This is a genomic window from Albimonas pacifica, from assembly GCF_900113695.1.
In the GTDB taxonomy this organism is placed as follows: domain Bacteria; phylum Pseudomonadota; class Alphaproteobacteria; order Rhodobacterales; family Rhodobacteraceae; genus Albimonas; species Albimonas pacifica.
The window spans coordinates 434703-447462 of record NZ_FOQH01000005.1 but is presented as its reverse complement, the minus strand read 5'-3'; the positions used below and the strand labels follow the sequence as shown (position 1 = coordinate 447462).

The following is a 12760-nucleotide window of genomic DNA, read 5'->3' as shown; positions in this document are numbered from 1 at the left end:
CGGCGATCCGGGCGCCCGACGCGGCGCCTCGCCGCTGGCGCCCTTGCGCCTGCGGATCATATGCTGCACGAAACATCCGCAAGGACAGGCCGGACCGGACCGGCGGAAAGCGAGCGATACGATGGCCGACGGCGCGACCCCCGATGCGATGACCCCCACCAAAGACATTTCGGTGCGCGAGGTCTTCGGCATCGATTCCGACATGACTGTCAAAGGCTTCGCCGAGGCCAACGACCGCGTGCCGACGATGGACCCCACCTACCAGTTCGACCGCGACACCACGATGGCGATCCTGGCGGGCTTCGCCCACAACCGCCGCGTGATGATCCAGGGCTATCACGGCACCGGCAAGTCGACTCACATCGAGCAGGTCGCCGCCCGCCTGAACTGGCCCTGCGTGCGCGTGAACCTCGACAGCCACATCTCCCGCATCGACCTGATCGGCAAGGACGCGATCAAGATCCGCGACGGCAAGCAGGTCACCGAGTTCCATGAGGGCATCCTGCCCTGGGCGCTGAAGAACAACGTCGCCATCGTCTTCGACGAATACGACGCCGGCCGCCCGGACGTGATGTTCGTGATCCAGCGCGTGCTGGAGGTGGACGGCAAGCTGACCCTTCTGGACCAGAACGAGGTCATCCACCCGCACCCCTATTTCCGCCTGTTCGCGACCGCGAACACGGTGGGCCTGGGCGACACGACCGGCCTCTACCACGGCACCCAGCAGATCAACCAGGGCCAGATGGACCGCTGGTCGATGGTGGTGACGCTGAACTACCTGCCCCACGACGCCGAGTGCGGCATCGTGCTGGCGAAGAACAAGGACTACGACACCGCCGAGGGCCGCACCACGATCTCGCGGATGGTGACGGTGGCCGACCTGACCCGCTCGGCCTTCATGAACGGCGATCTCTCGACCGTGATGTCGCCGCGCACGGTGCTGGCCTGGGCCGAGAACGCGCGCATCTTCGGCGGCGACATCGGATTCGCCTTCCGGCTGACCTTCCTCAACAAGTGCGACGAGCTCGAGCGCCAGACGGTCGCCGAGTTCTACCAGCGCTGCTTCGGCAAGGAGCTTCCGGAAAGCGCCGCTTCGGTCGCGCTGGGCTGATCGCCCGCCCGACCGCCGGGCCGGCCCTCGGGCCGGTCTTCCCCACGTTCCGCCTCGCCTGAGCGCAAGGGCGGATCACGGGACCCGGCCCCGGTTCGACGGCGGCGCGGGTCCAGGAGGCGCATTTCATGGCCGCGAACGACCGCGACAACCCCGCAGATCCGTTCAAGAAGGCGCTGGCCGAGGCGACCCGCGCCATGGCGGGCGACCGCGACCTGCAGGTCAGCTTCTCGGTCGACCCGCCGGGCATGACCAACGACAGCCTGCGCCTGCCCCAGGTCTCGCGCCGCATGAGCCGCGAGGAGGTGATCGCCGCCCGCGGGGCCGGCGACGCCTACGCCCTGCGGATGCGCTTCCATGACGACGCCGTCCACAACCGCTACCTGCCCCAGGGCGACATGGCGCGCGCGCTGTTCGAGGCGATGGAGACCGCGCGCTGCGAGGCGATCGGCGCCAAGGCGATGCCCGGCGTCGCCCAGAACCTCGATGCGCGCATGGCCGAGACGGCGCGCAAGATGGGCTATTCCGAGATCACCGATCCCGCCAAGGCGCCGCTGGCCGAGGCCGCCGGCTACATGCTGCGCCAGATGGCGACCGGCCGCCCCCTGCCGGCGGGCGCCGAGAACGTGCTGGGCCTGTGGCGCGGCTTCCTCGAGCAGCAGTCGGTCGAGAGCCTGACCGCGGCCTCCGACAGCCTCGACGACCAGACCGCCTTCGCCAAGATCGCCCGCCAGGTGATCGACCAGCTCGGCTATGGCGAGCAGCTCGGCGAGGACCCCGACGAGCCCGACGAGCAGGACGACGAGAACCAGGAGGAGGGCGAGGAGGCCGAGCCCGACACCGACGAGGGCGGCGACGAGGAAGGCGACGACCAGCAGGACTACGCCCCCGACGACCAGTCCTCCGAGGCGCCCGACAGCACCGCCGCCCAGGCGCAGCTCGACGAGGACGAGAACGCCGACCTCTCCGACGACGCGGCCGAGGACGAGGGCGACCCGCCCGACAGCCCCCCGCGCGCGCCCTCCGCCTCCGAGGCCGACCCGGCCTACAAGGTCTTCTCGTCGGCCAACGACGAGGAAGTGGTCGCCACGGAACTGGCCGAGCCGGAGGAGCTGGAGCGGCTGCGCGCCTATCTCGACCAGCAGCTCGAGCCGCTGAAGGGCGCCGTCAGCCGGCTCGCCAACAAGCTCCAGCGCCGGCTGCAGGCCCAGCAGAACCGGAGCTGGGAGTTCGACAAGGAGGAGGGCGTGCTCGACGCCGCCCGTCTCGCGCGCGTGGTGGCGAACCCCACGACGCCGCTGAGCTTCAAGGTCGAGAAGGACGCCAAGTTCCGCGACACCGTGGTGACGCTGCTGATCGACAACTCGGGCTCGATGCGCGGCCGCCCGATCTCGATCGCCGCGATCTGCGCCGACATCCTCGCCCGCACGCTGGAGCGCTGCGCGGTGAAGGTCGAGGTGCTGGGCTTCACCACCCGCGCCTGGAAGGGCGGGCAGAGCCGGGAGCAGTGGCTCCAGGCCGGCCGTCCGCAGGCGCCGGGCCGGCTCAACGACCTGCGCCACATCATCTACAAGCCCGCCGACGCGCCATGGCGCCGGGTGCGGGACTCTCTTGGCCTGATGATGAAAGAGGGGCTCCTGAAGGAGAACATCGACGGCGAGGCGCTGGAATGGGCGCACCGCCGGCTGGAGAAACGCCCCGAGCAGCGGCGGATCCTGATGGTGATCTCCGACGGCGCGCCGGTGGACGATTCCACCCTGTCGGTCAACGCCTCGAACTACCTCGAGAAGCACCTGCGCGACGTGATCGCGATGATCGAGCGCAAGAAGCAGGTCGAGCTGCTGGCCATCGGCATCGGCCACGACGTGACCCGCTACTACGACCGCGCGGTGACGATCACCGACGTCGACCAGCTCGCCGGCGCGATGACCGAGCAGCTGGCCGCGCTCTTCGACACCGACCCGATGGCGCTCGGCAAGGCCGCGCGCCGGGGCAAGATGCGCCGGGCGGCCTGACCGCCGCCCGGAGCGCGCCCGCCCCGGGCGCCCCGCCTCCGCCGGGCTCAGGTCAGGCGGGCGCCCATTGGGCGGCGCCGCGATGCGACCTTCTGTCCGCTGATCTCTTAATCGAAATGAACGACGCTGGAGCCTGCGTCGGGGGGCCCGGCGTCGGTCCGCCGGTCGTCTCCGCGCGCCCGCCCGGCGCGCGCAAGTCGTGAGCGCAAGTCCATGTTCCTGCGTCCCTCCTCCCTGCTTCTGGCCGCGGCGCTGGCGCTGCCGGCGGCCTCCGCCTCGGCCTTCGCCACCTACGTGACGCCGGTCGCGCCGAACCCCGACTACCTCTACCTGCAGATCGACTGGGAGACCTCGGTCGCCTCGGGGACCGTCACGGCGGCGGACCTGAGCTATCTGAAGTTCACCACCTACGGGACCTCGGGCGGGGTGCAGGGCGAGGACGAGGCGATCGTGGGCGGCGTGGTGCAGCCGCTGGCCAACACCGCGCGGGCGCTCGCCGATCTCGCCTTCTCCTTCGTGCTGGGCCTGCCGCCGGGGGAGCGTCACCTGGCGCTGACGAGCTTCGACAACAACCTCGGCGACATCGTGCTGGACTACGACCCGTTCGTGTTCCCGCTGCCCGACCAGCTCACCCTGCTCGACGTCGCGGGCGCGCTGGACGAGGGGTCGGGGCGGGTGCTGGTCGACATCGCCTTCTTCGCGCCCGCCAACGGCGGCCCGCCGGCGCCGGAGCTGAAGTACCAGCAAGTCGACGTCGACTCGATCGTCGCCACCCCCCTGCCCGGCGCGCTGGCGCTGCTGGCGGCGGGCCTGGGCGCGCTGGGGCTGATCCGCCGGCGGGGCTGAGCGCCCTCAGCCCCCCTCCAGCCGCGCCGCGGCGGCGAGGCCCGCGTGGCGGCCGGTGGCGAGGCAGGCGGTCAGCAGCCAGCCGCCGGTGGGCGCCTCCCAGTCCAGCATCTCGCCCGCGCAGTGGACGCCGGGGACCGCGCGCAGCATCAGCCCCTCGTCCAGCGCCGCGCGGCTCACGCCGCCGGCGGTCGAGATCGCCTCGTCCATCGGCCGCAGCCCGGCATGGGCGACCGGAAGGGCCTTGAGGCGGGCGGCGAGCGCGGCGGGCGCCTCCGGCGCGGGACGGGCGAACTCCATCGCCAGCGCCCGGCGGGCGGGGTCGAGGCGCAGCGCCTTGCGCAGGCGGTTGGCGAGCGACTCGCCGCGGCGGGCGCGCGCGAGGCGGGCGGCGGCCTCGGCCTCGCTCAGGTCCGGCAGCAGGTCGATGACCAGGGGCGCGCCGTCGCGCACCGCGGCCGAGACGGCGTAGATCCCGCCCCCCTCCAGCCCACGGGCGGAGATCACGAACTCGCCGCGGCTGACCAGCGGGCCCGCGCGCAGCGCCGCCGCCTTCACCGGCTCGCCGAAGCGGGGGGCCATCGCCGGGGACCAGTCGACCGCGAGGCCGACGTTCGCGGGGCGGAACGGGGCGAGCGCGACCCCGCGGGCGGCGAGCAGGCTCGCCCAGCCCCCGTCCGAGCCGAGCCGCGCCCAGCTCGCCCCCCCGAGCGCCAGGATCGTCGCCGCCGGGGTCTCGAGCCGCGGGCCCTCGGGCGTGTCGAAACGCAGCGCCTCGCCCTGCCACCCCGTCCAGCGCCAGCGGCGGCGCAGCGCCGCGCCCTGCCCCTCCAGCCGCGCCAGCCAGGCGCGCAGCAGGGGCGAGGCCTTCATCGCCCTGGGGAACACCCGGCCGGTGGAGCCGGCGAAGGTCTCCTGCCCCAGCCCCTCCGCCCAGGCGCGGATCTCGGCGGGGCCGAAGGCCGCGACCATCGGGGCGAGCCAGGGGGCGGCCTCGCCATAGGCCTCGCAGAACCCGGGCGCGGGCGTGCGGGTGATGTTGAGGCCGGAGCGGCCGGCCATCAGGAACTTGCGCGCGGGCGAGGGCATCGCCTCGGCCACGGTCACGGCGTGGCCGCGGGCCGAGAGGACCTCGGCCGCCATCAGGCCGGCGGGGCCGGCGCCGATCACCAGGGCGGGGGTTGCGGACATGGGGTGCTCGGGGTCTGCTCCGCGGGGCCCCCTCGATGGCGCGCCGGGCGCGCGAGGGCAAGGGCGTTGCGGCCCCGCGCGGCGCAGGGGCCGGGCGTCGCATCCGCCGGCAGGTTTCGGCCCGCCCATAGGCTTGCCGCGCGCGGTTGGGTATGGTCGCGCCCGACAGGCGGTCCTACCGGCCGCACGACAGGAGGAAACCCGTGAACGACGCCTATATCTGCTCCCCCCTGCGCACCCCGGTCGGCGGCTTCGGCGGCTCGCTGAAGCCGGTGATGGCCCACGAGCTGGGCGCGGCCGTCGTGAAGGCCCTGCTCGAGCGCACCGAGATCGCGCCCGAGGACGTGGACGACGTCCTCTTCGCCCAGTGCTACCCGTCGATGGAAGCGCCCGCGCTCGGCCGCGTGGTGGCGCTCGACGCCGGCCTGCCGGAGACGGCGGGCGGGCTGCAGCTCGACCGTCGCTGCGGCTCGGGCCTGCAGGCGATCATCTACGGCTGCCTGCAGGTCGCCTCGGGCGGCTCGGACCTGGTGATCGTGGGCGGGGCCGAGTCGATGTCCAACGCCTCGTTCTTCACCCATGAGGGCCGCTACGGCGCCAAGGCGGGCGGCATGATGCTGCACGACAGCCTGACCCGCGGCCGCGTCACCGCCGGCGGCAAGAATTTCCCGGTTCCCGGCGGGATGATCGAGACGGCGGAGAACCTGCGCCGCGACTATTCGATCCCGCGCGAGGAGCAGGACGCGTTCGCGGTCGAGTCCCACGCCCGCGCCGTCTCGGCCCAGCAGGGGGGCCTGTTCCGCGACGAGATCGTCCCGATCACCATCAAGACCCGCAAGGGCGACGTGGTGGTGGAGACGGACGAGCATCCCCGCCCCGACGCGAACCTCGAGGCGCTCTCGAAGCTGCGCCCGATCATGGGCCGCCAGGACCCCGACGCGACGGTGACCGCGGGCAACGCCTCGGGCCAGAACGACGGCGCTTCGGCGGCGATCGTGGCCTCGGGCGCGATGGTGGCGAAGTATGGGCTGACGCCGCTCGCCACGCTCTCGGGCTGGGCGGTGGCGGGGGTCGCCCCCAACCGCATGGGCATCGGGCCGGTGCCGGCGGTGGCCAAGATGCTGACGCGGGCCGAGATGTCGCTCAAGGACATCGACCTGATCGAGCTCAACGAGGCCTTCGCCGCCCAGGCGCTCGCCTGCACCCGCGAGTGGAAGTTCGAGAAATCGGATTTCGAGCGGATGAACCCGATGGGCTCGGGCATCTCGCTGGGCCACCCGGTCGGCGCGACCGGCGGGCGGATCCTGGCGACCATGCTCAACCACATGAAGCGCTCGGGCGCGAAAACCGCGGTCGAGACCATGTGCATCGGCGGCGGCCAGGGCCTCGCGGCGCTGTTCAAGGCCGCCTGAGGGGTCCGAGCCCCGGGGGTCCCGCGGCCCCCGCGCAGACCCATCAAGGAAGGCCCCGGGCGCTCCCGGGGCCTTTCGCGTGCCGCCCGCCGCAGCGTGCGCCTCGGGAACGCTTCGCGTGCCGCCCGCCCCGGCGGGCGCCCCGGGCTCGACCCGGGGCCTCCCGCCCGCCGCCCGTCCCGGGCCGGGCGTGGCGAGGTCGCTGGACGGCCGCCCTGCGCGCCCCTCTCAGCCCAGCGCGAGGCCCGTCTCGGCGGCGAAGGCCAGCAGGCGGGCGACGGTCGCCTCGGGCTGCTCCTGCTGCACCCAGTGGCCCGCGCCCTCGATCAGGTGCACGCCGTGGAAGCGCGCGAAGGCGCGGTCGTCCATGGCGCGGATGTCGGCGCCGGGCTTTTGGTAGATCCCCCAGTCGCTGGCCCCGGCGAGGAAGATCGCCGGCGCCTCGATCCGCCGCCCCGCGAACAGCCGATGTTCGCGAAGCTGCGCGGGGTCTAGGCTGCAGCGATACCAGTTCAGCGCCCCCTGGAAGCCGGTGCGGGCGAAGGCCTCGGCATAGACCGCCATCTCCGGGTCCGTCAGCCAGTCGTTCGCGGCGAGCGTCTCCGCATCGGGCATGTGCGGGGCCACCGTCTCCGCCATCCCGCAGGCGCGGTCCATGACGTAGTAGGTCGGCATCTGCGCCAGCGCCTCGGCCGTCCAGCCGTCGAGCGGGTGCGGGGCGTTCTGCGCCCAGTCGGCGCTCTTCATGTGGTAGTAGGCGCGCAGGAAGGCGTGCAGGCCCTGGGGGGCGCCCAGCATCTCCGCCTCCGCCTCGCGGGTGGCGTAGTGGTGCTGGTAGTGCTTGCGCGGCCGCGGCAGGGCGGCGAGCGCGGCGTCGATGTCGGGCGCCGGCGGCTCGGCCGGGCCCGGGGGCAGCGGCGGCGGGCCGGCGAAGGGGGCGCTCATCAGCGCCACGCGCTCGAAGACGTCCGGCCGGGTCAGCGCGGCCCAGGAAGCGACCGGCGAGCCGAAGTCGTGCCCCACAAGCAGCTCCGCCCGCTCCCGCCCCAGCCGGCGCACCAGGGTCAGCGCGTCGGTGGCGAGGTTGAGCATCCGCGAGGCCGCGAGGTCGCCGTCGTAGCGCCCGTCCCAGCCGGTGGTGCCGCCATAGCCCCGCTGGTCGGGAGCGACGACGTGGAACCCCGCCTCGGCCAGCGCCGGCATCACCCTGCGCCAGCTGTAGGCGAGCTCCGGGAACCCGTGCAGCAGCAGGGCCAGCGGGCGGTCCGGCGTCTCGTGCCCCGCCTCCAGGATCTGCATCGAGAGGCCGTTGACCCCGTCCACCCGCCGCACGCGGATCGAGGGGGGCAGCGGCGCATCCGCCAGGGTCGAGGTCATCGCAGTCCCGCCTTCATGCCGGTTCCAGGGAGGGGCATGGAGCGCCGCCGCCGCCCCGCCTGTCAACCGGCCGGTCGGTGAAATCAGCGATCCCGGCGCCCCGGAAGCCCCCCGCTCCGCCCGCCGGGCGTCGCCCGACCGACCCGCCCGACGGCGCGAGACCGCCGCCCCACAGGGCCCCCGCGCCGGCGGCTCCGGTCCGGCGCCAGGGCGGCGCCGACGAAGCGGCGGCTGCGTCAGGCGGGCTCGCGCACCAGCAGGCCGGAGGCGAGGTGGGTGAAGGCCTCGATCGCCTCGGGCAGCACCGCGTCGGGGCTCTCGCTCGCCGCCACCCACAGGGCCGCGTTCAGCGCCGCGCCGTTCAGCAGCCGCGCCGCCGCCTCGATCGAAACCGGCTTGATCCGCCCCGTTCCGGCCAGCCGCGCGAGACAGTCCATGGTGGCGGCGAGGCACTTGTTCTGGCTCGGCCAGTTCGAGGGATCGCCGAGCACCGCCGGCCCGTCGAGCAGCACGATGCGCTGCACCTCGGGCGTCATCGCGGCCTCGATGTATGCCACGCCCTCGATCAGCAGCTTCTCCCAGTCGTCGCCGCCCCGCCGCTCGGCCTCGGCGGCGGCGCGGGTCGCCATCTCCTCGTCGACCTGGTCGACCACCGCGGCCAGCAGCCCGCGCTTGTCGCCGAAATTGTGATAGAGCGCGCCGCGCGTCAGCCCGACCGCGGCGGTCAGGTCGTCCATCGAGGTCGCCGCATAGCCCTTCTCGGCGAAGGCCCTGCGCCCGGCCGCGATCAGCTTGGCGCGGGTCTCCGCCATCATCTCCGCCCGCCTGGCCGCCATGGCTCCTCCGTTCTCCGTGCGCGTCGCCCATTGACATACGCGGCGTATGTGACCAATTCACATACACAACGTATGTGAAACCGCCCCCCGGGGCGAGTCCCGAAAGGACGACCGCCATGCTCCGCAACGAACCCGTTTTCCCCGAAGGGCGCCACGCCCTCTACGACGCCCACGGCTATTCCGCCGCGATCCGCTCGGGCGACCTCCTGTTCGTCTCGGGCCAGGTGGGCAGCCGCCCGGACGGCTCGCCCGAGCCGGACTTCGCCAAGCAGGTGGACCTCGCCTTCGACAACCTGCGCGCGGTGCTGGCCGCGGCCGGCGCGGGGCTGGAGGACATCGTCGACGTCACCACCTTCCACACCGATCCCGAGGCGCAGTTCGAGACGGTGCTCGCGGCCAAGAGCCGGGCCTTCCCCGAGGCGCCCTACCCCAACTGGACCGCCGTGGGCGTCACCTGGCTCGCGGGCTTCGACTTCGAGATCAAGGTGATCGCCCGCCTCCCCCAGGCCTGAGGCGCAGACGGCGAAGGGGCGCGATCCGGCGGATCGCGCCCCTTCCGCGCAGGCCCCCGCGGTCAGCGCAGCGCGTCGGGCAGCGGGATGAACTCGGCCGTGTCGCCGGGCGGCAGGGCGAAGCGGCCATGGGCGAAGTCGCCCTCCGCCCAGGCGCGCTTGGCCTCCTCGATGCGCTCGGGCGAGGAGGCGACGAAGTTCCACGACACGTAGCGCGGCCCGTTCAGCGTCTCGCCGCCGAGCGCCATCAGCCGCGCCCCCTGCTCGCCCGCCTTCAGGCTGATGCGGTCGCCGGGGCGGAACACCATCATCCGGCCGGCCTCGAACCGCTCGCCCGCGATCTCCACCGCGCCCTCGACGATGTAGACGCCGCGGTCCTCGTGGTCGTCGGGCAGCGGCAGCGAGGCGCCCGGCGCCAGCGCCACGTCGGCGTAGAAGGTCTCGGTGAAGGTCTTCACCGGGGCCTTCGCGCCCCAGGCGTGGCCCAGGATCAGGCGGGTCGAGACTCCGCCGTCCTCGAGGAAGGGCAGCGCCGCCTTGCCGTGGTGCTCGAAGGCGGCGTCGACGTCCTCGGCCTCGTCGGGCAGCGCCACCCAGGTCTGGATGCCGAACAGCGAGCCGGGCTTGCGGCGCATCTCCTCGGAGGTGCGCTCGGAGTGGGTGACGCCCTGCCCCGCGATCATCCAGTTGACCTCGCCGGGATAGACCATCTGGTCGGCCCCGGTGGAGTCGCGGTGATGAAACTCCCCCTTGTAGAGGTAGGTGACGGTCGCGAGCCCGGTGTGCGGGTGCGGGCGCACGTCGATGCCGCCGCCGGTGAGGAACTCGGCCGGGCCCATCTGGTCGAAGAAGATGAAGGGGCCGACCATCTGGCGCTTGGGCGCGGGCAGCGCCCGGCGCACCTCGAAGCCGCCGAGGTCGCGGGCCCGGGGGATGATCAGCGTCTCGATCGAGTCGAGGCCGCCGGCCTCCGGGCACTCGGGGTTCTGGGTGGGGTTCCAGCTCATGGCGCGTCCTTCCGTTGCAGGCGGATCGGGGGGGCGGATCGGGGGCGCGGCGGGCGCCCCCGACAGGCTCAGGCGGGCAGGTCGAAGAAGAGGTAAGCGCCCTGCGAGGCCCAGAGCAACTCGGGCGGCGTCTCCTCGACCTGGAGGCCGTCGCCGGCGACCAGCCGCTCGTCCTCCATCATGCCGAAACCCTCGACGAGCTGCACGAAGCCCTTGCGGCCGGGGGCGAGGTCGAAGCGGGTGCGCGCGCCCTCCTCCGGCCGGCCCCACCAGACGCGCACGTCCGAGCCGAGCGTCAGCAGCCCCGCCCCGTCGCCGGAGGCGAGCAGGTGCGGCCCCTCCCCCTCCGGCAGGCGGGCGCGGGCGTAGGCCGGGGCGCCGCCCCGCAGGCGGGGGATCAGCCAGATCTGCAGGGCCTGGGCCGCCTCGTCGGGCGAGGGGTTGGCCTCGGAATGGGTCACGCCCGACCCGGCGCGCATCAGCTGCACCTCGCCGGCGGCGATCTCCTCGACATGGCCCATGTCGTCCTCGTGGCGCAGGCGGCCCTTGAGGACCACGGTCAGCACGTCGACGTCGGCATGGTCATGGGGCGGGAAGCCCGCGCCGGGGGCGATGCGGTCCTCGTTGAGCACCCGCAGCCGGCCGTGGCCCATGCGCTCGGGGTCGTGGAAGCCGCCGAAGGAGAAGCTGTGGAACGCGTCGACCCAGCCCAGACGGCTGCGGCCGCGGTTCATGCTCTCGTGAATCAGGTGGGTCATCGCGCGTCTCCTTTCCGCTCAGGGCTCGCCGAACAGTTCGGCGAGCGCGGTCAGCTCCTCCGGCCGGACCTCGTGTCCGCCCGGATGCAGGGCGAGGCGGGTCTGCGCCCCCTGGGCGCGGAACCACTCGGCGAGCGCCTGAGTCCCCTCGCGCGGGGCGATCGGGTCGCGGGCGCCGCCGCCGATCAGCACCCGGGCGCCGGCGAGCCCCGGCTGGGGCGCGGGCGTCCAGGGGATCAGCGGGTGCAGCAGGGCCAGCCGTTCGAAAAGGCCCGGCGTGGTGAAGGCCATGGCGGCCAGGATGTTGGCGCCGTTGGAATAGCCGAGCGCCCAGGCCGGCGAGCCCGGATGCTCGGCGATGCGCGCCCCGATCCAGGCGGCCAGCGCGTCGCGGCGGGTCTCGAGGTCGGCCATGTCGTAGACGCCCTCCGCCTTGCGGCGGAAGAAGCGCGCGGCGCCATGCTCGGAGACCTCGCCCCGCGGCGCGATCACGCCGGCCTCGGGCAGGAGGCGTGCGAGCAGGTCCGCGAACTGGCTCTCGTCCCCGCCGGTCCCGTGGAAGGCGAAGACCAGCGGCGCGCCGGGGCGGCGCGGCGGGCGCACCAGCGCGATGCGGCCGTCGACGGGTCCGATGCGGTCGGTGGCGACCTGGGTCATGGCTCGGCTCTCCTGCTCGAAGGGGCGGATTGGGGCGGAGGGGGGGCGGAGGGGGGGAGGGGGGACCGATCCCCCCCTCCGTCGGGGTCAGGCGTCGATGGGCTCGAGGATCTCCTCGATCCGCGAACGCAGGCGCTCGTGCTGGCGGGGCAGCTTCAGCGCGGTTCCCAGCGCCTCGGGCGCCTCGTCGCGGTCGAAGCCCGGCTCGGCCGTGGCGATCTCGAACAGGACGCCGCCCGGGGTGCGGAAGTAGATCGCCCAGAAGTAATCCCGGTCGATCGGCGGCGTGATCTGCGCGCCGGCCTGGGTCAGGATCCGCCGCGCCTCGTCCTGCGCCTCCCGGTCGGGGACCGAGAAGGCGATGTGGTGGACCGAGCCCGCGCCCTCGATGGCGCGGGGGGCCTCGGCGTCGGCGACCAGGTCGACGACGTCCGCACCGTTGCCGTTCGCGACCTTCAGCCGGGTGCGCGCGCCCTCGACGCCCGCCACCGCGTAGCCCATCGTCTCCAGCAGCGCCTGGGTCCGCGCCGTCTCGCGCAGGGTCAGGGTCACGCCGTGGAAGCCGCGGATCGCGTGGGCGGCCTCGACGCCGCCGCCGGTCCAGCCTTCGCGCGGATCATCCGCCACCTCGACCAGCGCGATGGCCTCGCCGTCGGGCCCGGCCAGGTTCAGGCCGGTCTCACCGAAGGGCCCGTCGCGGCGGGCGTGGGGCACGCCCAGGGCGTCGAGCCGCTCGGCCCACCAGTCGGCCGCGCCGAGGGGGATCGAGTAGGCGACCTCGGAGGTCGTGCCGGCGCCCTTGGCGCCCTTGCCGATGCCGGCGAAGGGAAAGTAGGTGATCGCCGTGCCCGGCCGGCCCAGTTCGTCGCCGTAGTAGAGGTGATAGGTGTCCGGGGCGTCGAAGTTCACCGTCTTCTTCACGCGGCGCAGTCCCAGCGCGTGGGTGTAGAAGGCGTTGTTCTCGCGCGCGCCGGAGGCGAGCGCCGTCACGTGATGCAGACCGTTGATCTTCATAGCTTCGTCCTTCGGCTTCGCGGG

12 protein-coding genes are annotated in these 12760 nt (G+C 73.5%); 5 read left to right on the top strand and 7 right to left on the bottom strand.

Annotated features, from left to right (window positions below; all coding sequences use genetic code 11):
• The first annotated feature begins 121 nt into the window (after nucleotides 1-121).
• From cobS to BM064_RS13185, 3 genes are all read left to right on the top strand, one after another.
• Nucleotides 122-1111, top strand: a complete 990-nt coding sequence (gene cobS, locus BM064_RS13195) for a cobaltochelatase subunit CobS (protein ID WP_092860234.1) — start codon at nucleotides 122-124, stop codon at nucleotides 1109-1111.
• Nucleotides 1112-1239: 128 nt separating this feature from the next.
• Nucleotides 1240-3126: a cobaltochelatase subunit CobT gene (gene cobT, locus BM064_RS13190; RefSeq protein ID WP_092860233.1), complete on the top strand. Its 1887-nt coding sequence runs from the start codon at nucleotides 1240-1242 to the stop codon at nucleotides 3124-3126.
• A 213-nt stretch (nucleotides 3127-3339) separates the two neighbouring features.
• Nucleotides 3340-3972 (top strand): hypothetical protein, encoded by a 633-nt coding sequence (locus BM064_RS13185; protein ID WP_092860232.1) that lies wholly within the window; start codon nucleotides 3340-3342, stop codon nucleotides 3970-3972.
• 6 nt (nucleotides 3973-3978) lie between these two features.
• Here BM064_RS13185 and BM064_RS13180 read toward each other — a convergent pair whose 3' ends face one another.
• Nucleotides 3979-5163: a TIGR03862 family flavoprotein gene (locus tag BM064_RS13180; RefSeq protein ID WP_092860231.1), complete on the bottom strand. Its 1185-nt coding sequence runs from the start codon at nucleotides 5161-5163 to the stop codon at nucleotides 3979-3981.
• Between the two features lie 203 nt (nucleotides 5164-5366).
• Between BM064_RS13180 and BM064_RS13175 the strand changes: the two genes are divergently transcribed.
• Nucleotides 5367-6575 (top strand): acetyl-CoA C-acetyltransferase, encoded by a 1209-nt coding sequence (locus BM064_RS13175; RefSeq protein WP_092860230.1) that lies wholly within the window; start codon nucleotides 5367-5369, stop codon nucleotides 6573-6575.
• 228 nt (nucleotides 6576-6803) lie between these two features.
• Here the strand turns inward: BM064_RS13175 and BM064_RS13170 are convergent, their stop codons facing one another.
• On the bottom strand, nucleotides 6804-7952 hold the full coding sequence (locus BM064_RS13170) for an alpha/beta fold hydrolase (protein WP_092860229.1): 1149 nt from the start codon (nucleotides 7950-7952) through the stop codon (nucleotides 6804-6806).
• A 236-nt stretch (nucleotides 7953-8188) separates the two neighbouring features.
• Nucleotides 8189-8788 carry a TetR/AcrR family transcriptional regulator gene (locus BM064_RS13165; protein ID WP_092860228.1) on the bottom strand — a complete coding sequence of 200 codons (600 nt, stop codon included), beginning with the start codon at nucleotides 8786-8788 and terminating at the stop codon, nucleotides 8189-8191.
• Between the two features lie 116 nt (nucleotides 8789-8904).
• On the opposite strand from BM064_RS13165, the gene BM064_RS13160 reads away from it, so the two are divergent.
• Nucleotides 8905-9300 (top strand): RidA family protein, encoded by a 396-nt coding sequence (locus BM064_RS13160; protein WP_092860227.1) that lies wholly within the window; start codon nucleotides 8905-8907, stop codon nucleotides 9298-9300.
• Between the two features lie 62 nt (nucleotides 9301-9362).
• On the opposite strand, the gene BM064_RS13155 is transcribed toward BM064_RS13160, so the two are convergent.
• The 4 genes from BM064_RS13155 to BM064_RS13140 all read right to left on the bottom strand — a co-directional run bounded on the left by BM064_RS13155 (nucleotide 9363) and on the right by BM064_RS13140 (nucleotide 12736).
• Nucleotides 9363-10307 carry a pirin family protein gene (locus BM064_RS13155; RefSeq protein WP_092860226.1) on the bottom strand — a complete coding sequence of 315 codons (945 nt, stop codon included), beginning with the start codon at nucleotides 10305-10307 and terminating at the stop codon, nucleotides 9363-9365.
• Nucleotides 10308-10375: 68 nt separating this feature from the next.
• The gene (locus BM064_RS13150) at nucleotides 10376-11065 is read right to left on the bottom strand and encodes a pirin family protein (RefSeq protein WP_092860225.1); all 690 of its coding nucleotides are present in this window, start codon (nucleotides 11063-11065) and stop codon (nucleotides 10376-10378) included.
• A gap of 18 nt (nucleotides 11066-11083) precedes the next feature.
• A complete protein-coding gene (locus BM064_RS13145; RefSeq protein WP_245779144.1) occupies nucleotides 11084-11722 on the bottom strand; it encodes an alpha/beta hydrolase in 639 nt (212 codons plus the stop codon).
• A gap of 87 nt (nucleotides 11723-11809) precedes the next feature.
• Nucleotides 11810-12736, bottom strand: a complete 927-nt coding sequence (locus BM064_RS13140; RefSeq protein ID WP_092860224.1) for a VOC family protein — start codon at nucleotides 12734-12736, stop codon at nucleotides 11810-11812.
• Between the last annotated feature and the right edge of the window lie 24 nt (nucleotides 12737-12760).

Coding starts and splice junctions, on each gene's coding strand:
- BM064_RS13155 (WP_092860226.1), bottom strand. CDS start 10,307: ATGAGCTGGAACCCCACCCAGAACCCCGAGTGCCCGGAGGCCGGCGGC.
- BM064_RS13185 (WP_092860232.1), top strand. CDS start 3,340: ATGTTCCTGCGTCCCTCCTCCCTGCTTCTGGCCGCGGCGCTGGCGCTG.
- BM064_RS13160 (WP_092860227.1), top strand. CDS start 8,905: ATGCTCCGCAACGAACCCGTTTTCCCCGAAGGGCGCCACGCCCTCTAC.
- cobT (WP_092860233.1), top strand. CDS start 1,240: ATGGCCGCGAACGACCGCGACAACCCCGCAGATCCGTTCAAGAAGGCG.
- BM064_RS13170 (WP_092860229.1), bottom strand. CDS start 7,952: ATGACCTCGACCCTGGCGGATGCGCCGCTGCCCCCCTCGATCCGCGTG.
- BM064_RS13140 (WP_092860224.1), bottom strand. CDS start 12,736: ATGAAGATCAACGGTCTGCATCACGTGACGGCGCTCGCCTCCGGCGCG.
- BM064_RS13150 (WP_092860225.1), bottom strand. CDS start 11,065: ATGACCCACCTGATTCACGAGAGCATGAACCGCGGCCGCAGCCGTCTG.
- cobS (WP_092860234.1), top strand. CDS start 122: ATGGCCGACGGCGCGACCCCCGATGCGATGACCCCCACCAAAGACATT.
- BM064_RS13180 (WP_092860231.1), bottom strand. CDS start 5,163: ATGTCCGCAACCCCCGCCCTGGTGATCGGCGCCGGCCCCGCCGGCCTG.
- BM064_RS13165 (WP_092860228.1), bottom strand. CDS start 8,788: ATGGCGGCCAGGCGGGCGGAGATGATGGCGGAGACCCGCGCCAAGCTG.
- BM064_RS13145 (WP_245779144.1), bottom strand. CDS start 11,722: ATGACCCAGGTCGCCACCGACCGCATCGGACCCGTCGACGGCCGCATC.